The organism is Herbaspirillum sp. C7C2 (genome assembly GCF_022627865.1).
GTDB classification, from domain to species: Bacteria; Pseudomonadota; Gammaproteobacteria; order Burkholderiales; family Burkholderiaceae_D; genus Herbaspirillum; species Herbaspirillum frisingense.
On sequence record NZ_JABXGI010000009.1, the window covers coordinates 82,673 to 104,036 of the forward strand.

Here is a 21,364-nt window from a genome sequence, read left to right on the forward strand (position 1 = left end):
GCCGGAGTGAAGCGGCAAGTGGATCAGAAAAATAGTGGGAGCGAAGCGACTCTATTTTTCCCACTTGCTGCTTCACTCTGGCGGGCACCCTCCGCAGGAGGGCTGGCTCTTGGGGGCCGTTTTCTTTGCTTACTTTCTTTGGCGGGCCAAAGAAAGTGAGCGGCTGCCGGCTGAAGCAGTGCTTCAGCCCCCCGGCGCTCCCCTGCGACCGGAGAGAGAAAAGCATTAAGCTACAGCGCAAATAGTCAGCAAGACCAGACTACCCAAAAAACAAAACAAAACGAAACAACACAAAACGAAGCAAAGCAACAAGACAGAAGACAGCAAAGCACCCCCAAAAGCACAACCAACATCAAAGGAGCACACCCCATGGCCAAGCCCAAGAAAGTCATCATCACCTGCGCAGTCACAGGCGCCATCCACACCCCCTCGATGTCCCCCCACCTGCCCATCACCCCCGAGCAGATCAGGGACGAAGCATTGGCCGCCGCCGAAGCCGGCGCCGCCATCGTCCACCTCCACGCTCGCGACCCACACAACGGCAAACCCACCCAGGACCCCGACGAATTCCGCAAATTCCTCCCCCAGATCAAAGCCCGCTCCAACGTCGTCATCAACCTCACCACCGGCGGCGCCCCCACCATGGGCGTAGAAGAACGCCTGCAACCCGCACTGCAGCTCAAACCCGAAGTCGCCTCCCTCAACATGGGCTCCATGAACTTCGGCCTGTATGAAATGCTGAACCGCTTCAAGGACTTCAAATACGACTGGGAACGCCCCTACCTCGAAGGCTCCGACGACCGCATCTTCCGCAACACCTTCAAGGACATCGCCTACATCCTCGAATCCTGCAGCGCCAACCAGACCCGCTTCGAAATCGAGTGCTACGACATCGGCCACCTCTACACCGCCGCCCACTTCATCGACCGAGGCCTGATCAAGCCCCCCTTCCTGATCCAGTCCGTCTTCGGCCTGCGCGGCGGCATCGGCAACGACGTCGAAGACGTGATGCACATGAAGCGCACCGCCGACCGCCTCTTCGGCGAAGACTACTTCTGGTCCGTACTGGGCGCCGGCCGCGGACAGATCCCGATCGCCACCATGTCGGCGGCCATGGGCGGCCACACCCGCGTGGGTCTCGAAGACTCACTCTGGGACGGCCCCGGCAACCTGGCCAAGAGCAATGCCGACCAGGTCCGCCGCATCCGCACGGTCATCGAAGCGCTCTCCCTGGAAGTGGCCAGCCCCGACGACGCCCGCGCCATGCTGAAACTCAAGGGTGGCCAGAACGTCGGCTTCTGAGCGCCACTGCCCGCAGCGGGCAGGCCTTGGCGTTTCGTCATTGACGCCATGCCAAGGCTCCCCGCCGGTCGGGTGCTTGCCCTGTCGATGCGCTACAATCCCGCATCCCTCGGCCAGTGGCCAGCACCCGAAACATTGCAATGAAACAATACCAAGACCTCATCCAGGACGTCCTCGAGAACGGCTCCTGGCAAGACAACCGCACCGGCATCCGCACCCTCAGCATCCCCGGCGCGATGATGCGCTTCGACCTGCAGAAGGGTTTCCCTGCGGTGACCACCAAGCGCCTGGCATTCAAGTCGGTGGTGGGCGAACTGTGCGGCTTCCTGCGCGCCACGCGCAGCGCCGCCGACTTCCGCGCCCTGGGCTGCAAGGTCTGGGACCAGAACGCCAATGAAAACGCCGACTGGCTGGCCAATCCCTTCCGTACCGGCACCGACGACCTGGGCCCGGTGTATGGCGTGCAATGGCGCCAGTGGCCGGCCTACAAGCTGATCGATGCCGCGCATAGCGCGCAGATCGACGCGGCCCGCAGCAAGGGTTTCAGCATCGTCTCCACGCTGCAGGATGAAGGCGTGGACAAGGTGCTGCTGTACAAGGCGGTGGACCAGTTGCGCGACTGCCTGGACACCATCGTCAAGAACCCCGGCAGCCGCCGCATCCTGTTCCATGGCTGGAATTGCGCGGTGCTCGACGAAATCGCCCTGCCCGCCTGCCACCTGCTGTACCAGTTCCTGCCCAATCAGAACACCGGCGAAATCTCGCTCTGCCTGTACGTGCGCAGCAACGACATCGGCCTGGGCACGCCCTTCAACCTGGCCGAAGCGGCGGCACTGCTGCATCTGGTCGGGCGCCTGACCGGCTACAAGCCGCGCTGGTTCAGCTACTTCGTGGGCGATGCCCACATCTACGAAAACCATATCGAGATGGTCAAGGAACAGTTGACCCGCGAGCCCTACCCGCTGCCGCAACTGCTCATTTCCGACCGCGTGCCGGAGTTCGCCAAGACCGGCGAGTACGCACCGCAATGGCTGGAACAGATCGAGCCATCCGACTTCTCGCTGGAGAACTACCAGCACCACGCCCCCCTGACCGCCCCCATGGCGGTCTGAACCACCTGCGCATGCCGCCACCGGCAGTGCGCCGGTTGGTGCGCACTTCGGGAGAGATGCATGCCTACCCCCCTGCAGCAACGACTGGGCCTGGCCCACCCCATCATCCAGGCCCCCATGGCTGGCAGTTCCACCGTGGCCATGGCCGCTGCCGCCTCCAATGCCGGCGCCCTGGGTTCACTGGCGCTGGGCGCCTCCAGCGTGGCGCTGGCCCGCGAGGCGCTGGCACAGTTGCAGGCGCTCACGGCCAAGCCCTTCAACGTCAACTTCTTCTGCCATCAACCGGCGCAGCTGGATGCGACCCGGGATGCGGCCTGGCTGCAGCACCTGCAAGGCCATCTGGATGAATTCGGCGGCAGCATTGCGTTGCCCTTGAAGGAGATCTACCAGAGCTTCAAGGTCGATACCGGGATGCAGCAACTGATGCTGGAACAGCCGCCCAAGGTGGTCAGTTTCCACTTCGGCCTGCCATCGGCTGCGGTGATCCAGTCCCTCAAGCAGGCCGGGGTGTTCCTGATGGCCAGCGCTACCTGCCTGGACGAGGCACGCCAGATCGAGGCCGCCGGGATTGACGCCATCGTCGCGCAAGGCATCGAGGCCGGTGGCCATCGCGGCATCTTCGACCAGGACAAGGATGAGGAGATCGGGACCTTCGCCCTGGTGCGCCTGCTGGCGCAGCATAGCCGCCTGCCGGTGATCGCGGCCGGCGGCATCATGGATGGCAAGAGCATTGCCGCCGCCCTGCAACTGGGCGCGCAGGCGGTGCAGATGGGAACCGCCTTCCTGCTCACCCGCGAATCCGGCGCCAATGCCGCCTATCGCGCCCTGCTCAAGAGCGAGCGCGGCCGTCACACGCGTGTGACGGCCGCCATTTCAGGCCGCCGCGCGCGCGGCATCGTCAATCGTTTCATGCAGGAAATCGATACACCCGGCGCACCGCCGATTCCAGCCTATCCGGCCGCCTACGACGCCGGCAAGCAGCTCAATGCGATGGCTGTGGCCAGGGATGTCCACGAATTCGGCGCCCACTGGGCCGGACAAGCTGCGGCGCTCATCCGCGACGGACTGACCGTGGCCGAGCTGGTCCAGGTGCTGGTACAGGAGTGGCAGGCCACGGCCTGAGCCACTCCGTTCAGGAGACGGTGGCGGTACCGGTGTCGCCCGGTACCTGCTTGTCCTGCCAGCCGCCGCCCAGGGCCTTGTACAGCGAGACGGTCGCCTGCAGCCGCTGCAGCTTGATCTGGCCCAGCTGGTTCTGGGCTTCGGAGAGGGTGCGCTGGGTATCGAGCACCACCAGCAGGTCTTCGGCACCGGCGCGATAACGAATCTCGGCCAGCTCGAAGGCGAAGCGCGCCTGGTCCACTTCCCCCACCTTCAGGCGGTACCGTTCTTCCAGGCTGCGAATGGCGCCCAGGGCCTTTTCCACCTCGGACAGCGATGTGATCACCCGCTGCCGGTAGACCTGCACCAGTTCTTCCTTCTGAGCCTCGGCCAGGGCACGCTGGTTGCGCAGGTTGCCGCCATCGAAGATGGGCGCGATCAGGCCGGCGCCAAGATTGGCGAACAGGTTGGGACCATCGAACAGGGACAGCAAGGCATTGCTCTGCGCGCCCGTGGAGCCGGTCAGCGTGATGCTGGGGAACAGCGAGGCCCGGGCCACGGCGACGTTGGCATTGGCGGCCGCCAGATTGGCTTCGGCGCGACGGATGTCGGGCCGGCGGGTCAGCAGTTCGGACGGCAGGCCGGCCGAGATGCGCGGCATCTGGATGCCGGCCAGGCCTTTTTCCTCGACCTTGAAATTCTGGGGCGGACGGCCCAGCAAAATGGCCAGCGCAGTCTGGGCGTCCTGCTCCTGCTGTTGCAGGTCGGGGATCAGCTGTCGCTGGTTGGCCAGGGCCGAACGCTGGCGCGCCAGGTCCAGCGGCGAGGCCGAGCCGGCGCGGCTTTGCGCTTCCACCAGGCGCAGCACGCGTTCGGCGTTGTTGACGTTCTGGCGCGCAATCTCCAGCCGGTCGCGCAGCGACAGCACTTGCAGATAGGTGGAGACGATGCCGCTGGTGACGGTCAGGGCCACCGTCTCGCGGTCATAGCGATTGGCCCGCAGGGTGGCTTCGGCGGCCTCGACCCCGGCGCGATTCTTGCCCCAGAAGTCGATCTCGTAGCTGATCTGCAGGCTGGCGTTGGCGGCATTGGCCGGGGTGCCGCCTGAGATCGGCATTTCACGGCTGGCCCCGGCATTCAGGCTGACATTGGGCAACAGCGGCGCACCGGCGATGCGGGCCTGGGCCTCGGCCTGCTTGATACGGGAAAAGGCGGCGGCGATTTCGTAGTTGTTGCGCTGGCCTTCCTGCACCAGTTCGGACAATTCGCCACTGCCGAACTGCTTCCACCAGTCAGTATCGGGCCACAACTGTTCTGCGTGGGCCACGTCGGCCGAGGCGCCACCGCCCCACTTGTCGGGCACCTGCATTTCGAGGATGGGATCGGTCTGCACCTGGGGCGTGACGCAGGCCCCCATGGCAAGCGCCAGCGAGACGGCCAGCGCCACCCGCGCCAGGCGGGGCAGCAGATCGGAAACAGGCGGAGTCGGGCTAGGCAATCTCATGGGTCATGTGCATCGAAACAGGAAAAAGAGGCCGCCCTCCCCGGCGCAGCCTCTACTGTACAGCATGCCTGGCGGCTAGCGTGAGGCTGCGCCGGCGGTGGCCGCAGGGGCCGGTGGATTGGCTGGCAACAGCACCTGCTCGCCTTCCTTCAGGCCCGACAGCACCTGGGCGCGCTCGCCATCGCGGATGCCGATCTTGATCTTGCGGCTCTCCAGCTTGCCGTCCTCCAGTACCACCTTCACGGTCTGGGTGCCATCCATGCCGGGCTTGGTCACCAGCGAGCGCGGGATGGTGGGCACACGCTCGGCCCGCGCCAGCACGAAATAGACATCGGCACTCATGCCGCTCATCAGTTCCCGGCTGGGATTGGCCACGTCAAAGAGCACGGTGTAGAAGGCCTTCTTGCCCTGCCGCCCGGAGTCGTCGGTGGGCAGCAGCATGATCTGGCGCAGCTTGCCGCTCCAGCGCTTGCCGGGATAGCCGGGCGTGGTGAAGTAGGCGGTCATGCCCTTTTGCAGGCGGGTGACGTCTTCTTCCGATACCGGTACCTGCACCGTCATGCGCGAGAGGTCGGCAATGCGCATCAGGGCTTCCTGGTTGGCGCCCACCATCTGGCCCGGCCGCGCGTTGAGGATGACGATGGTGCCACTGACCGGCGCTTCGATGCGGGTCTGTTTCTGCACCGCCTCATCTTCGCGGATGGAGGCCTCGGTCTGCTGGATCTGGGCGTTGGTGGCGTCCACCCGGGCCGCCGCCGCATACATGTTCATGCGGCTGGATTCATAGGATTCCTCGCGGGTGGCGTTCTCGGCCTTGAGCTGGGTCTGGCGCTGGAACTGCAGTTGGGCAAAGTCCAGCTGGGCGTTCTGTCCGGCCAGCTCGGCCTTGAGGCGCGCCAGCGTGGCGCGGTTGTTCTCGATGCGGCTGCTCTGCACGGCCGGTGCCACCGTGGCCAGCAGGCGACCGGCCTTGACGGCTTCACCGATGACCACATCGACATCCGACAATTGGCCAGCCACCTTGGAGCCGACATCCACATAATCCTGCGCCACCACATTGCCGGTGGCATTGACTACCTGTTCCAGGTCGGCCCGTTCGACGGTGACCGTCTCCAGCTTGACCGGAATCGGCTTGGGCGCCGCTGGCGGCGGCTGCTGGCGCGAATACAGCCAGTAACCGCCGCCCAGCACGAGCACCAGCGCCAGCCCGCTCCACCACGCCTTCTGTCGTGCAGGGGCGTGCGAAGTCGGGATGGCGTGGGGCAGTTGATCTTGCGGCTCGGTCATGGTCGCTCGTGGCAAACGCGAAAGATGATGTCAGAAAATGATGACGGCCGAATTTCATCGGCCGTCTCCGGTCCTGTCCGCCCCCTCAGGCGGCCAGCATCGGTGCGTCCTGCCGGGCCAGGGCGACGCGCCAGTCCGGATGGACTTCTGGGACGCCGCTCCAGACCGCCTGGTGCAGCTGAGACAGCAGACCCGGCTCTTCCAGGATGCTGTTCTTCTGCTTGTCGTTGAGCGCGTCCGGCCCGTCCTTGAGGGCCGTGCGCACCAGCTTCTCGCGCAGGTGCTGCGTCAGTTGCGGCACCTGCGGATGGGCATGCGCAGTGGCACACACCAGGGCATTGAAGGCGGGATCGACCACCGCTTCCACGAAGCCGGGCAACGCCGGTGTTTCTTCATGGTGGCGCACGGTCTCGCGCAATTCGAAGGGTGGCGAGGTCTCTTCGGGAATCTTGAACAGACCGGCGCGACGGAAGCCACGGCCGAAGCTGACCCGCGAGGACAGCACCGACACCGGCACCGACACCGCCAGCGAACCGGCGATCGGGATCAGCCACCAGATGAAGGACGGGTTGAGCCAGTACACCAGCGCGCCCCAGGCCACGCCCAGCAACGAATGCCAGCCGTGGCGGCGCAGCGCCTCGCCCCAGCCGGTTTCATTGTCGGCGCGCGGCGGCGACTTCCAGCCGGCATTCCAGCCCAGGAAAGCGCCCAGCACGAAGCGGGTGTGGAACAGCATGCGCACCGGCGCCAGCGCCATCGAGAACAGCAGTTCGATCACCATGCTCAGGAACAGGGCCAGCGCGCCGCCGAAGCCACGCGCACCCTTCACTGCGAACAGCAATACCGCCAGGATCTTGGGCAGGAACAGGATGGTGGCGGTGGCCGAGACCAGCGCCAGGGCCTTTTCCGGATGCCATTCCGGCCAGATCGGGAACAACTGGCGCGGCGCCGTGAAGTATTGCGGGTCGATCAGCGTATGCGCGGCCAGCAATACCGTGGACAGGATCAGGAACAGCCCCCACAGCGGCGCCGAGACATAGGCCATCACGCCGGTGACGAACACCGCGCGATGCACGATGTGCATGCCACGCGCCAGGAACAGGCGGAAGTTCATCAGATTGCCCTGGCACCAGCGACGGTCGCGGCTCAGTTCGTCGAGCAGGTTGGGCGGCATTTCCTCGTAGCTGCCGTCGAGATCGTAGGCGATCCACACTGACCAGCCGGCGCGCCGCATCAGCGAAGCCTCGACGAAGTCATGCGACATGATCGGCCCGGACAGGTTGCCCTTGCCCGGCAGCGGCGCCAGCGCGCAATACTTCATGAAGGGCTGCAGACGGATGATGGCGTTGTGCCCCCAGAAGTGTGACTCGCCCAGTTGCCAGTAATGCAGGCCGGCAGTGAACAGCGGTCCATACACGCGGGTCGAGAACTGCTGGATGCGGGCATACAGCGTGTCACGTCCGGCCGCGCGCGGCGCGGTCTGGATGATGCCGGCGCCGGGATGGGCTTCCATCAGGCGGGTCAGCTTGGTCAGGCATTCGCCGGTCATGACGCTGTCGGCGTCCAGCACCACCATGTAGCGGTAATCGGCACCCCAGCGACGGCAGAAGTCGTCCAGGTTGCCGCTCTTGCGCTTGACGCGGCGGCGGCGGTGACGATAGAAGATGCGCCCGAAGCCGCCGGTCTCACGACACAAGCGATTCCAGGCGGCGGTTTCGGCCGCGCAGATATCGGCTTCGCCACTGTCGGAGAGGATGAAGAAATCGAAATGCGCGATCTGGCCGGTGCGCTCCAGCGACTCGTAGGTCGCCCGCAGGCCGGCGAAGACGCGTGCCACGTCCTCGTTGCAGATGGGCATGACGATGGCCGTGCGCGCTTCTTTCGCGATCTCGGTGTGACCGGCCTTCTCGTGCGAGATGAGGTACTTGTCGTCACCGCGCATGAGGACCAGGAAGCCCGTCATGGCCGTCCAGAAACCCGCCGACACCCACAGGAACAGCAGGCCGAACAGGAACAGCACCACCATCTCCAGCGGCTTGGTGCCGTGGTAGGGCAGCACGTCGCTCATGAAATAGGTGGCCATCGAGGTCTGCAGGACCATCAGGATCAGCAGCGTGATGCGGCGTACGTTGCCGGTGTGCTGCCAGTGCCCCTTGGGATCAGGCGCCTCCGACTGGTCGAGGTGATCTTCGATGTAACGCGGTTCATCATCCACCGCTGCCAGCACCGGCTCGGCCAGTTTGGCGCGGCCCTTGCGGGCGCGACGCCAGCGGCTGGGGCGACGCTCCAGCCGGCGGTTTTCTTCCTCCACCCAGCGCGAGAAGGGATTGAGTTCACCCCAGGGACGCGGGACCATGGACTTGCGGTGCATGGGCGGCCCGACCGGAATGTGCGGCTGGCCGCGCTCCTGGCTGAAGGGCGGCACGACGCTGCCGGCGTCGGCAGGGTCGGTGCTATCGGTCGCGCCGTCGGTACTGGATTGCGGATACATCAGGCGCAAGCGTGCGTCCACCGACGCCTGGGCGGCGGCTGCAACAAGTTGCACATCGCGCCCGGAAGCCTCGGCCAGCACGCGGTGCAGGTCGGCCACCGGATCACCGGAGCCGATCGCACCCGCCCGCGCCGCCAGGTCCTGGCGTTGTTCAGGCGACAGCGGCAGGCGCGCGAGGTAATCCTCGAGCGCCTGCGAGGCTGCCGAAGTCTGCCTTAGTTGGGGGGTAATATGTAGCTCCACGTTTCAGACAAGGTTGTGCCGCCATTGGCATTGCGCAGGAAACCGCGCAGCTCGACAGGCTTGTTTTCTTCCAGCCGGCGCAGCTTGACTTCCACGCGCCAGCCGCCAGTCATTTCATTCTTGCGTGTGGTCACGCTGGCCAGCTTGCCGTTGGCATCGGCCTCGACCACGCCTTCCACGCGCGCATTGGCCGGCAGCTTCTTGAGACTGCCACCGTCGAAATCGATGGCCAGTTGCTGCACCTCGTCGGCCTTGCCTTCCTGCTTGGGACGATAGCCGTGACCGAACAGGGTCTGCGTGACGAAGGCCAGCGGCGGACGTTTTTCATTGTCCTTCTGCCAGGACAGGCGGTATTCCACATTGAAGGGTTGACCCGGCTTGGGCAGGGTGTTCGGAATCCAGTAGGCCACGATGTTGTCGTTGGTCTCATCCGGCGTGGGAATCTGCACCAGCTCCACGCGGCCCGAACCCCACTTGCCCTTGGGCTCGACCCAGGCGCTGGGGCGGGCCTGGTAGTTGTAGTCCAGGTCTTCGTAGTGCGAGAAGCTGCGATCACGCTGCATCAGGCCGAAGCCCAGCGGGTTGTCGAAGGAAAAGGACGTCACCAGCAGACGCTTGGGATTCACCAGCGGACGCCACAGCCATTCGCCGGTGCCGGACTGCATCGACAGGCCGTCCGAGTCATGCACTTCCGGACGGAAGTCGTCGGCCGGGCCGGGCTGGTTCTCGCCGAACAGGAACATGCTGGTCAGCGGCGCAATGCCCAGCTTGGTGACATTGCTGCGCAGGTAGAGCTGGGCCTTGACGTCCATCACGGTATCGACGCCCGGCTTGAGCACGAAGCGGTAGGCACCAGTGGCGCGGGGCGAATCCAGCAGTGCATAGATCACCAGTTCCTTGGCATCACCCGAGGGACGCTCCAGCCAGAACTCGGTGAAGCGCGGGAATTCCTCCCCCGAATAGAGCGCCGTATCGATCGCCAGGCCACGCGCCGACAGGCCATAGCTCTGGCCGCGGCCCATGGCGCGGAAGTAGCTGGCGCCGTGGAAGGTCAGCACATCATCCTTGACCTTGGCCGAGTTCAGCGGGAAGCGGATGCGGAAACCCGCAAAGCCGAGATTGCGCAGGCTGCGCTGATCCACGCTGCGATTGGCGCTGTAGTCGAACAGGGCCGGATTGAAGTGGATTTCGCGCACGGCGTCGCCGACCACTTCATTGACCTTGACCGGCTCGGTGTAGCTGGCGCCGAGGTGGATGAAGGACAGCTCAAAGGGCAGCTTCTGGGCACGCCACCAGGACTTGTCGTCGCGGAAGTAGATCTGGCTGGCCTGCTCGTAGCTCAGGTCCTTGAGCGACTTGGGCAGGTCATCGGAGGGTTTCTTGTAGGACTTGCCGGCCAGCGCCTTGGCGCGTGCGGCAACGGTATTGAAATCGAAGGCCAGGGCGGCTTGCGGTAGGGCCAGGGCCAGCAGACCGGCGAGGGTCGCGGGCGCGGCCAGACGGCGCCACCAGGTCGATCGTGTGGTGCTGGACGGGGAGGATGGTCCCGCGCCAGGCCCGGAGGTGGTGTGAAGCAGCATTATTGTTTTGTCTGACATGCAATTTTCTGGTTAAGAGCCCCGGCTGACGCTCTGGGCTGCGCCGAACTGGAAAGCAGGCGCTAGTTTACCCAAATGTGGCGGGGATTGTTCGCAAGTTCGCAGGGCGTTGGCATGGTTCCGGCATTTCCGGACAATGCCAGCGATGTTTCCGGAATGAAAATATCACTGCTGGCTGGCAGGCCGCTGACGAGCTCGTTCGGCTGCCGGTGTCAGGTATAAGGGCAGGTGCAGGTGCAGAAAGTTCCGTGCCGCAGCATGGCTGCTGTAACATTATGCGTCTGAAGAAATCGTCACCGGCCCATGGCCGGCCCGCTGCGACCGATTCAGGGCCATCCAGGCCAATCAGACCAGTCCAGACTGATTTGAGCGGCCCCGACCACCTTCCACTCCATTCAGGCAAGAACGCATCCGCATGACCACACCTTCCGGCCAGCTCACCATCGTCGTCGCCACCGACCTCAACAACGGCATCGGCATCAACAACACCCTGCCCTGGCGCCTGCCGGAAGACCTGGCCCACTTCAAGCGCACCACCTCGGGGCATGCCATCCTGATGGGCCGCAAGACCTTCGAATCGATCGGTCGGCCGCTGCCCAATCGCCGCAACATCGTCATCACCCGCAATGCCGACTGGCAACACGACGGCGTGGAAACCGCGACCTCGCTGCAGGCGGCTGCAGCCCTGGCCGGCGATGCTCCGGCCTTCATCATCGGCGGTGCCCAGATCTATGCCGAGGCCCTGCCGCTGGTGGACCGCCTGATCATCACGCGCATCGCCGGCAGTTTCGACTGCGATGCCTTCTTCCCGGCCATCGACGAGCAGCGTTGGCAGGAGACGGCGCGTGAGGAACACCACTCCGAAACTTCCGGATTGGACTACGCTTTTGTGACGTACCAAAGACGTTGAATCGGGTCCGGACAGCGGCTGTTGTTTTTTCCCGTTTTTGCTTAAACTGCGCACCTCTTTAGCGCATATCTGCGACAATCCCGCTTTCATTTTTTCCGGCGCGCAAGCACTGCCAGCCCAGGCGCTCTTCTTTTCACCCCTGCGCGCGTCCGCCTACCCGGCGCCCCACGCGCGCGAAGCCTGGAGAATTCCATGAAATTCCGATTCCCCATCGTCATCATCGACGAAGACTTCCGCTCCGAGAACACCTCGGGCCTGGGCATCCGCGCCCTGGCTGACGCCATCGAAGCCGAAGGCATGGAAGTGCTGGGCGTGACCAGCTACGGCGACCTGGCCCAGTTCGCACAACAGCAGTCGCGCGCCTCGGCCTTCATCCTGTCCATCGACGACGAGGAAATGGGGGCCGGCTCCGACGAGGAAACCGACCACGCCCTCAAGGCCCTGCGCGCCTTCGTCAGCGAGATCCGCCACAAGAACGCCGACATCCCCATCTATCTCTACGGTGAAACCCGTACCTCGCGCCACATCCCCAATGATGTGCTGCGCGAACTGCACGGCTTCATCCACATGTTCGAAGACACCCCGGAGTTCGTGGCCCGCCACATCATCCGTGAAGCCAAGTCCTACCTGGACGGCCTGGCCCCGCCCTTCTTCCGCGCCCTGGTCGATTACGCCCAGGATGGCTCCTATTCCTGGCACTGCCCCGGCCACTCCGGTGGCGTGGCCTTCCTGAAGTCGCCCGTGGGCCAGATGTTCCACCAGTTCTTCGGCGAGCGCATGCTGCGCGCCGACGTCTGCAACGCCGTGGAAGAATTGGGCCAGCTGCTGGACCACACCGGCCCGGTGGCCAATTCGGAACGCAATGCGGCGCGCATCTTCAATGCCGACCACTGCTACTTCGTCACCAACGGTACCTCGACCTCCAACAAGATGGTGTGGCACTCCACCGTCGCCCCCGGCGACATCGTGGTGGTGGACCGCAACTGCCACAAGTCCATCCTGCACTCCATCATCATGACCGGCGCGATTCCCGTGTTCCTGATGCCCACCCGCAATCACCTGGGCATCATCGGACCGATCCCGCTGGAAGAGTTCACCCTGGAAAGCATCCAGCGCAAGATCGAAGCCAACCCCTTCGCCCGCGAAGCCAAGAACAAAAAGCCGCGCATCCTGACCATCACCCAGTCGACCTATGACGGCGTGGTCTACAACGTCGAAACCCTGAAGGACATGCTCGACGGCGAAATCGAGACCCTGCACTTCGACGAAGCCTGGCTGCCGCACGCCACCTTCCACGACTTCTACAAGGACATGCACGCCATCGGCAAGGACCGCCCGCGCGCCAAGAAGTCGCTGATCTTCTCGACCCAGTCGACCCACAAGCTGCTGGCCGGCCTGTCGCAGGCCTCGCAGATCCTGGTGCGCGAATCGGAAACCGTCAAGCTGGACGAGGATGCCTTCAACGAAGCCTTCCTGATGCACACCTCGACCTCGCCGCAATACTCCATCATCGCCTCCTGCGACGTCGCCGCGGCCATGATGGAAGCCCCCGGCGGCACAGCGCTGGTGGAAGAAAGCATCATCGAGGCGCTCGACTTCCGCCGCGCCATGAAGAAGATCGACCAGGAGTTCGGCGATGAGTGGTGGTTCCAGGTCTGGGGCCCCAACAGCTTCGCCGCCGACGGCATCGGCGAGCGCGAAGACTGGGTCATCAAGGCCGAGGACGACTGGCACGGCTTCGGCGACCTGGCACCGGGCTTCAACATGCTGGACCCGATCAAGGCCACCATCGTCACCCCCGGCCTGGCCCTGAACGGCCAGTTCGGCGAGACCGGCATCCCGGCCTCCATCGTGACCAAGTACCTGGCCGAGCACGGCGTGATCGTGGAAAAGTGCGGCCTGTATTCCTTCTTCATCATGTTCACCATCGGCATCACCAAGGGCCGCTGGAACACGCTGGTGACGGCGCTGCAGCAGTTCAAGGACGACTACGACAAGAACCAGCCGATCTGGCGCATCCTGCCCGAGTTCGCCCAGCGCAACCCGCGCTACGAGCGCCTGGGCCTGCGCGACCTGTGCCAGCAGATCCATGAGACCTACCGTGCCTACGACGTGGCCCGCCTGACCACCGAGATGTATCTCTCGGACATGCAACCGGCCATGAAGCCCTCGGATGCCTTCGCCAAGATGGCCCACCGCGAGATCGACCGCGTCCCCCTGGATGAACTCGAAGGCCGCGTCACTTCGATCCTGCTGACCCCGTATCCGCCGGGTATTCCGCTGCTGATCCCGGGCGAAATCTTCAACAAGACCATCGTCGATTACCTGAAGTTCGCCCGTGATTTCAACGAGAAATTCCCTGGTTTCGAAACCGACGTGCACGGTCTGGTCAAGCGCGAAGTCAACGGCCGCCGCGATTACTTCGTGGATTGCGTCAAGCAATAAGCCTCAGCGCTGAACGTAAAAAAACAGCCGATGCCTGCGAAGGCATCGGCTGTTTTCTTTTCGGGATCGACATACCCACTCCCGTTCGGACTGAGTAGCGGCTCTGCCGCGTATCGAAGGCGCAGGGACTCCGCGCCAGCCGCGCCGTCAGAAAGTGCCGAGATAGAAGAACCCCGCCAAGGCCCCGCCAAACAATAACCACAACGGATGGATCTTGGTCTTGAGCGCGATGATGGCGGTGGCCGCCGTGATCGCCGCCAGGAAGCCATGGGTGATCGAAGCCTGGGCGATCAGCAACGCCGATGCCGCCACCAATCCGCCGGTCACCGGGAGCAGCCCGGCCTGCACGTGACGCCGCCAGGGCTTGTCCTTGAACCTCTCCCACACGTGAAGCATGATGATGGTGATGATGGACGACGGCCCGAACTTGGCCAGGCTGGTCACCAGCATCCCCCAGAAGCCGGCCACATGCCAGCCCACCAGGGTCACCACCATCAGGTTGGGACCGGGCGCGGCCTGGCCCAGGGCAAACAGGGCACTGAAATCCTCGGCCGTCATCCAGTGATGCACCTCCACCACCTGGCGCTGCATCTCCGGCAGGATGGTATTGCCGCCACCGAAGGCCAGCACCGACAACTGCGTGAAGATGATGGCCAACGCGATCAGGGTCTGGCTCATTGCGCGCCCTCCTTCTTGGCGGTGTCCTTGCCGCCATCCTTGGCAGCAGCAACCTGCGGCCGGGCGGCGAAACGCTCGCCGTAGCGGGCGGTCAGGATCACGCTGATCGGCGTCATCACCAGCATAACCCACAGCAGCGGGATGCGCAGCAAGGCGATGGCCACGAAGCAGACGATGGCAACCCCGGCCAGCACCAGGTTCTTGCGCAGCGGCAGCGCGATCTTCACCGCCATCTGGATCAGCAGCCCGGCCGCGGCCGCGGCCAGTCCGGCGAAGAGGTGCTTGACGTTGGGGTCATGCTGGAAGTGCTGGTAGATCATGCCCAGCAGGATCACCACCATGGACGGCACCGCGATCAGCCCGGTGATGCCTGCCAGCGCGCCCTTCCAGCCGCGGAATTTCATGCCCAGCGCCACCGACAGGTTGATGATGTTGCCGCCCGGCAGAAACTGGCACAGCCCCAGCAGTTCCACGAATTCGGGTTCGGTCAGCCAGCGCCGCCGTTCCACGATCATGCGATGCGCCAGCGGCAGCGCCCCGCCGAAGGCGGTCATGCCCAGGCCGAGGAAGCCCAGGAACAGTTCTCTGGTAGTGGGGACAGGCCGCTCTGGGGCCAGGGGATCGGGAGTGCTCATCGTCGTCTCATGCAGGCGCGGCGTGATTGCCGCATGAATGAAAGGCTACTCTTGGGGAGGGTTTTTGTCTAATATATGTCAGATAGCCTATCCATATTCATACGATATGTCACCTGCCATCGACCTGCGCCTGCTGCGCTATTTCATCGCCGTTGCCGAAGAGGGCCACCTGACCAAGGCAGCCGAACGCATCGGCATCCAGCAACCGCCGTTGTCGCAGCAGATCCGCGTGCTGGAGCGCGAGCTGGGCGTGACCCTGTTCAATCGCCTGCCACGCGGCATGGAACTGACCGACAGCGGCGCCGCCCTGCTCGTCGACGCCCGCGCCCTGCTGACCCAGCTGGATACCACGGTGGCCAGCGTGCGCCGCATCGCCCAGGGCAAGATGGGGCGCATCGCGGTGGGATTCACCGAATCGGCCTCGCTGCATCCCTTCGTGCATTCGGTGATCCGCGCCTTCCGCGCCGATGCGCCGGACGTGATCATGACGGTGGAAGAGAGCAATACCAACGAACTGATCGAATCACTGCGCGGCAAGCGGCTCGACCTCGCCTTCGTGCGCTCGCCGGTGGGCGACGCCAGCGGGCTGACGATAGAAACCATGCTGGTGGAAGACATGGTCGCCGCGCTACCCATCGACCATCCGCTGGCCGACGGCGGCAAGCGCAAGAGCATCGCCCTGCACGCCCTGGCCGAGGAATCCTTCATCATGACGCGCCGGCCCAACGGCCCGGGCCTGTACGACACCATCATCGCCGCCTGCCACGCGGCCGGCTTCTCGCCACAGGTGCTCCAGGAGGCGCGCAAGAACCTCTCCACGCTGTCGCTGGTCGCCGCAGGGGTCGGTGTGGCGGTGATCCCGGCGTCGATGACACGGGTCAATGCGGAGGGGGTGGTCTATCTCAGGCTGACCGGAGCCTCGGACCTGAAAGCCCCGCTGCACCTGGCCTACCGGACCGGCAGCATCAGCGGCGCTGCGCGGCTGATGCGGGAAGAGGCGCTGAAACTAAGCGCCGGCCGCAAGCGCCGTTGAACATGTGCGACATATGGCAGAAGCGCCATCCATACAAAGAAGGCTTCCCGCAGGAAGCCTTCTTTATAAATCGTTTATCAGCTTGACGCCGCGACGCGCTCAGGTCTTGGGCAAGGTCACGCCATGCTGGCCCTGGTACTTGCCGCCGCGATCCTTATAGGAAGTTTCGCAGATTTCATCGCTCTCGAAGAACAGCACCTGGGCACAGCCTTCGCCAGCGTAGATCTTGGCCGGCAGCGGCGTGGTATTGGAAAACTCCAGGGTGACGTAGCCTTCCCATTCCGGCTCGAAGGGGGTGACGTTGACGATGATGCCGCAGCGCGCATAGGTGGACTTGCCCAGGCAGATGGTCAGCACGCTGCGCGGGATGCGGAAGTATTCGACGGTACGGGCCAACGCGAAGGAGTTGGGCGGGATGATGCAGACATCACCCTTGAAATCCACGAAGGACTTCTCGTCGAAGTTCTTCGGATCGACGATGGTGGAATTGATGTTGGTGAAGATCTTGAATTCGTCGGCGCAGCGGATATCGTAGCCATAGGACGAGGTGCCGTAGGAAACGATCTTGGCCCCGTCCGCCGACTGGCGCACCTGCCCCGGCTCGAAGGGTTCGATCATTCCTTCCTGCTCCGCCATGCGGCGGATCCACTTGTCTGACTTGATGGCCATGGTGTTCGACGTACTCGACTGATTCAAAGAATCACGCATTTTACGCGAAAATCGGTGGAAATTGGCTGAATCGCAGCGTGGAAGCGGTTTTCGGGCCGTGCCCCGCTGCCAATCACGTACCTAGCGCTGCATACTCTCCCACACCTTCTGCAAGCGCTTCACCGACACCGGCATGGGCGTCTTCAGTTCCTGCGCATACAGCGACACACGCAATTCCTCCAGCATCCACCGGAACTCGGTCATCTTGGGATCGGCGCGGCCGGCGCGGTCCTTCAGGGCACGCTGGTAAGGCAGCGCCACCGAGTTCCATTCGCCCAACAGGCGCGTATCACGGGCCGGATCGGCGCGCAGCTTGTCCAGGCGCACGTTGATGGCCTTGAGGTAGCGCGGATAGTGGCTGAGGTTGCCATAGTCGGTCTCGGCCACGAAGCGCTTGCCCACCAGTTGCGAAAGCTGCGCCTGCATGTCAGCCGCGGCCTGAGCGTGGGCCTTGATGCCTTGCAGCTTCTTGGGCAGGGCATGATATTCGGCCAGGATCTGGCCACACAGGCGGGCAATCTCGTTGACCAGCAGGCCCAGGCGGGCCTTGCCTTCGTCGCGCCGACGATTGAATTCGTCCGCATTGCGTGGCAGCGGGTCCTGCAGGAAGGCGCGTTCCAGGCCGGCATTCAGGATCTGCTCGCGCAATTCTTCCTGCGAACCCAGGGCCATGAATTGCATGCCCATCTGCTGCAGGCCGGGGATGTTCTTCTCCAGGTACTTCAGCTGCTCCTTCATCTGCAGCGCGAACAGGCGGCGCAGGCCGGTGTAATGGAAGCGCGCAGCCTCGGCCGGGTCGTCGAAGACTTCCAGGTCGCAATGCGTCTTGCGGTCCACCAGCGCCGGGAATCCGATCAGGGTCTGTGCCTGCTTGCCGCTGCCTCGGGTGATTTCCAGCAGTTCGGGCAGCTCGCCGAAGCTCCAGCCGGTGAGGTTGCTGTACTCGCCTGTGGAAGCCGGTGCAGCGTTTGTCGATGCCGCGGCGGTGGAGGTGGCGGCTCCCTTGGGCGCCGCCTTCTGTGTCGCCGGCACGGCAGCTTCGTCGTCGCCATCATCACGCGGTGCGATGGCCACCTGCTCGGCCAGCTTCTGGAACTGCTGGCGGGCCTGGCCGCCAAACTCGGCTTGCAGGGCGGCGAGGTTGCGGCCCATTTCCAGCTGACGACCATGTTCGTCGATGATCTTGAAGTTCATCGCGTGGTGGGCCGACAGCGTCTCCTGCTTGAAGTCGCTGGGCTTGACCAGGAGCGTGATCTGTTCGCGGATGTCGGCGATGATGGCGTCGATCAGGTTGCCGCGTCCGAAGGTCTTGCGTTCTTCCATGCGCTCACAGAAACGCGCTGCGTAATCGGGCAGCGGCACGCAGTGGCGGCGCAGTTTCTGCGGCAGGGATTTCAGCAGCAGATGCACCTTTTCCTTGAGCATGCCCGGTACCAGCCATTCACAGCGGTCCGCCGAGACCTGGTTCAGGGCATACAGCGGCACGGTCAGGGTGACGCCGTCACGCGGGGCGCCCGGTTCGAAGTGGTAGGACAGCGCCATGGCGATGCCGGCCACGTTCATGGTCTTGGGGAAGAGTTCGGTGGTGACGCCGGCCGCCTCGTGGCGCATCAGGTCGTCGCGGTTCAGGTAGAGCAGCTTGGGATCGGCGGCGGTGGCCTGCTTGTGCCACTTCTCGAAGTCCACGCCGTTGCAGATGTCGTGCGGGATCAGCTTGTCGTAGAAACCGATGATGAGCTCGTCATCCACCAGCACGTCCAGGCGGCGCGACTTGTGTTCCAGGTTCTCGATCTCGCGGACCAGCTTCTGGTTGTGCGCGAAGAACGGGGCGCGGGTGTCGAAGTCGCCACCGACCAGACCATCACGGATGAAGATCTCGCGGGCCTCGGCCGGGTTGATGTTGCCGTAGTTGATGCGGCGCTGGCTATACACCACCAGGCCGTAGAGCGTAGCGCGCTCGGATGCCGTGACTTGCGCGGCGCGCTTCTCCCAGCGCGGCTCGCCCCAGGATTTCTTCAGCAGGTGGCCGCCCAGCTTTTCCAGCCACTCGGGCTGGATGTTGGCCACGCAGCGGGCATACAGGCGAGCGGTATCGACCAGCTCGGCGGCCATCACCCAGCGGCCGGGCTTCTTGGTGAGGTGTGCGCCGGGCCAGATGTTGAACTTGATGCCGCGTGCGCCCAGGTATTGCGCATCGTCCTCGCTCTTGAAGCCGACATTGCCCAGCAGGCCGGTCAGCAGCGCGAGGTGCAGCTGGTCATAGGTGGCCGCGGCTTCGTTCAGGCGCCAGCCCTGTTCCTTGACGATGGTCAGCAATTGCGAATGGACGTCGCGCCACTCGCGCAGGCGCAACTGCGAGAGGAAGTTCTCGCGGCAGTGTTCCTGCAGCTGGCGATTGGATTTCTTGTGGGCGATGGCTTCTTCGAACCATTTCCAGATCTTCAGGTAGCTGGCGAACTCGGATTTCTCATCGGCGAATTTCTTGTGCGCGTTGTCGGCCGCGTTCTGCGCGTCCATCGGTCGGTCACGCGGGTCCTGCACCGAGACGGCGGCGGCGATGATCAGCAATTCGGTCAGGCAGGCATTGTCGCGACCGGCCAGGATCATGCGGCCCACACGCGGGTCCAGCGGCAGGCGCGCCAGCTGCTTGCCCAGGGGCGTGAGGCGGTTCACGCCGTCCTGCTCTTCTACCGCGCCCAGCTCCTGCAGCAGTTGGTAGCCATCGGCGATGGCGCGCCCCAGGGGCGGTTCGATGAAGGGGAAGCTCTCCACGTCCGTCAGGTGCAGCGACTTCATGCGCAGGATGACCGAGGCCAGCGAGGAGCGCAGGATTTCCGGGTCGGTGAACTTGGGGCGCTGCAGGAAATCCTGCTCGTCATACAGACGGATACACACCCCCGCCGCCACCCGGCCGCAACGGCCGGCGCGCTGGTTGGCGGCCGATTGCGCCACCGGCTCGATCTGCAGCTGTTCGACCTTGTTGCGATAGCTGTAGCGCTTCACACGCGCAAGGCCGGCATCGACCACGTAGCGGATGGCCGGCACCGTCAGCGAGGTCTCGGCCACGTTGGTGGCCAGCACGATGCGTCGGGCATTGCTGGTCTTGAAGACGCGCTCCTGGTCCTGTGCCGACAGGCGGGCAAACAGCGGCAGGATTTCCACATGCGGCGGATGGTGCTTGCGCAGGGCTTCAGCGGCGTCGCGAATCTCGCGCTCGCCGGGCAGGAACACTAGCACGTCGCCAGAACCGATGCGGGCCAGCTCATCGACGGCGTCGACCACGGCATCCATCAGGTCGCGTTGTTCGCGGTCCTTCTGGGCCTGGCTGGCACGCCCTTCGGCACGGGCGCGGGCCTGCGCCACCTCGGTGGAGACGCCGCTGCGGTCGGCATTGTCGATGGGCCGATAGCGGATTTCCACCGGATACAGACGACCCGAGACCTCGATCACCGGGGCCGGTACGATCTCGCCCTTGACCTCGCGGCCGAAATGGCGGGCGAAGCGGTCGGCGTCGATGGTGGCCGAGGTGATGATGATCTTCAGGTCGGGACGCCGGGGCAGCAATTGCTTGAGGTAGCCCAGCAGGAAATCGATGTTGAGGCTGCGTTCATGCGCCTCGTCGATGATGATGGTGTCGTACTGGCGCAAGAGCGGATCGGTCTGGGTCTCGGCCAGCAGAATGCCGTCGGTCATCAGCTTGATCCAGGCGCCCTTGGACAGGGTGTCATTGAAGCGCACCTTGTAGCCCACCAGCTCACCGGGCGGGGAATTGAGTTCCTGGGCGATGCGCTTGGCGGTGGACGAGGCGGCGATACGGCGCGGCTGGGTGTGGCCGATCAAGCCCTTTTCGCCACGGCCCAGCTCCAGGCAGATCTTGGGCAACTGGGTGGTCTTGCCGGAACCGGTCTCGCCGCTGACGATGACGACCTGGTGGCGGCGCAGCGCCTCGGCGATCTCGTGGCGGCGGCCGGAGACCGGCAGCTCTTCCGGAAAGGTGACCGGCGGCAGCGGGTTGCGCAGCGGCGGCGCGGCGTCAGCGGCGGGATCGGCGCGGCGCGGGGTGCGGCCAACGCGGCCATCGCGGCCATTGCGCTCATTGCGCGGGCGCTCCTGCTGCGGGTTCTTCTGCGGCTCGGCGCCGGGCGTGGTGGTGGGTGCTTTGGTAACGGACATGAGGCCGACATTATACCTGCCACGGCCCGCCCGGTCAGGCTGCAGGCGGCTGCCGGGCCCATGGTGCAAGTTCGGGCAGTCTGGCCAGGCTCCGCCGGTCATGCTGGTCGGGCCATTGGTCCCGCTTTGCAACATCCCTGCAAG

At 64.4% G+C, this 21,364-nt stretch carries 14 protein-coding genes; 6 read left to right on the forward strand and 8 right to left on the reverse strand.

Annotation, left to right across the window (positions count from 1 at the left end; translation table 11 throughout):
* The first annotated feature begins 369 nt into the window (after positions 1-369).
* From HWE04_RS13995 to HWE04_RS14005, 3 genes are all read left to right on the forward strand, one after another.
* Entirely contained in the window at positions 370-1,302 is a 933-nt protein-coding gene (locus HWE04_RS13995) for a 3-keto-5-aminohexanoate cleavage protein (protein ID WP_006464368.1), read from the forward strand.
* Between the two features lie 140 nt (positions 1,303-1,442).
* Positions 1,443-2,414 (forward strand): thymidylate synthase, encoded by a 972-nt coding sequence (locus tag HWE04_RS14000; RefSeq protein ID WP_182992711.1) that lies wholly within the window; start codon positions 1,443-1,445, stop codon positions 2,412-2,414.
* 60 nt (positions 2,415-2,474) lie between these two features.
* On the forward strand, positions 2,475-3,536 hold the full coding sequence (locus HWE04_RS14005; protein ID WP_241812753.1) for an NAD(P)H-dependent flavin oxidoreductase: 1,062 nt from the start codon (positions 2,475-2,477) through the stop codon (positions 3,534-3,536).
* Positions 3,537-3,546: 10 nt separating this feature from the next.
* Here HWE04_RS14005 and HWE04_RS14010 read toward each other — a convergent pair whose 3' ends face one another.
* From HWE04_RS14010 to HWE04_RS14025, 4 genes are all read right to left on the reverse strand, one after another.
* Complete coding sequence (locus tag HWE04_RS14010) at positions 3,547-5,019, reverse strand: efflux transporter outer membrane subunit (protein ID WP_241812754.1); 1,473 nt, start codon at positions 5,017-5,019, stop codon at positions 3,547-3,549.
* Positions 5,020-5,094: 75 nt separating this feature from the next.
* The gene (locus HWE04_RS14015; protein WP_174616917.1) at positions 5,095-6,306 is read right to left on the reverse strand and encodes an efflux RND transporter periplasmic adaptor subunit; all 1,212 of its coding nucleotides are present in this window, start codon (positions 6,304-6,306) and stop codon (positions 5,095-5,097) included.
* An 85-nt stretch (positions 6,307-6,391) separates the two neighbouring features.
* Positions 6,392-9,040 carry a glucans biosynthesis glucosyltransferase MdoH gene (mdoH, locus tag HWE04_RS14020; protein WP_241812755.1) on the reverse strand — a complete coding sequence of 883 codons (2,649 nt, stop codon included), beginning with the start codon at positions 9,038-9,040 and terminating at the stop codon, positions 6,392-6,394.
* Positions 9,013-10,638 (reverse strand): glucan biosynthesis protein G, encoded by a 1,626-nt coding sequence (locus HWE04_RS14025; protein WP_039876015.1) that lies wholly within the window; start codon positions 10,636-10,638, stop codon positions 9,013-9,015. Before HWE04_RS14025 ends, mdoH begins: the two co-directional genes overlap by 28 nt.
* A 415-nt stretch (positions 10,639-11,053) precedes the next feature.
* Here HWE04_RS14025 and HWE04_RS14030 point away from each other — a divergent pair, with 415 nt between their 5' ends.
* Together HWE04_RS14030 and HWE04_RS14035 are read left to right on the forward strand one after the other, a co-directional pair.
* Positions 11,054-11,548 carry a dihydrofolate reductase gene (locus tag HWE04_RS14030; RefSeq protein WP_006464375.1) on the forward strand — a complete coding sequence of 165 codons (495 nt, stop codon included), beginning with the start codon at positions 11,054-11,056 and terminating at the stop codon, positions 11,546-11,548.
* Positions 11,549-11,740: 192 nt separating this feature from the next.
* Positions 11,741-13,993: an arginine/lysine/ornithine decarboxylase gene (locus HWE04_RS14035; RefSeq protein ID WP_006464376.1), complete on the forward strand. Its 2,253-nt coding sequence runs from the start codon at positions 11,741-11,743 to the stop codon at positions 13,991-13,993.
* Between the two features lie 147 nt (positions 13,994-14,140).
* Here the strand turns inward: HWE04_RS14035 and HWE04_RS14040 are convergent, their stop codons facing one another.
* Positions 14,141-14,671 (reverse strand): chromate transporter, encoded by a 531-nt coding sequence (locus HWE04_RS14040; RefSeq protein WP_006464377.1) that lies wholly within the window; start codon positions 14,669-14,671, stop codon positions 14,141-14,143.
* Positions 14,668-15,306, reverse strand: a complete 639-nt coding sequence (locus tag HWE04_RS14045; RefSeq protein ID WP_241812756.1) for a chromate transporter — start codon at positions 15,304-15,306, stop codon at positions 14,668-14,670. The genes HWE04_RS14040 and HWE04_RS14045 overlap by 4 nt, the downstream gene beginning before the upstream one ends.
* Before the next feature lie 106 nt (positions 15,307-15,412).
* Here HWE04_RS14045 and HWE04_RS14050 point away from each other — a divergent pair, with 106 nt between their 5' ends.
* Entirely contained in the window at positions 15,413-16,339 is a 927-nt protein-coding gene (locus HWE04_RS14050) for a LysR family transcriptional regulator (protein ID WP_241812757.1), read from the forward strand.
* A 99-nt stretch (positions 16,340-16,438) separates the two neighbouring features.
* On the opposite strand, the gene dcd is transcribed toward HWE04_RS14050, so the two are convergent.
* Together dcd and hrpA are read right to left on the reverse strand one after the other, a co-directional pair.
* A complete protein-coding gene (gene dcd, locus HWE04_RS14055; RefSeq protein ID WP_006464380.1) occupies positions 16,439-17,008 on the reverse strand; it encodes a dCTP deaminase in 570 nt (189 codons plus the stop codon).
* A 120-nt stretch (positions 17,009-17,128) separates the two neighbouring features.
* On the reverse strand, positions 17,129-21,220 hold the full coding sequence (hrpA, locus tag HWE04_RS14060; RefSeq protein ID WP_241812758.1) for an ATP-dependent RNA helicase HrpA: 4,092 nt from the start codon (positions 21,218-21,220) through the stop codon (positions 17,129-17,131).
* Positions 21,221-21,364 lie beyond the last annotated feature (144 nt).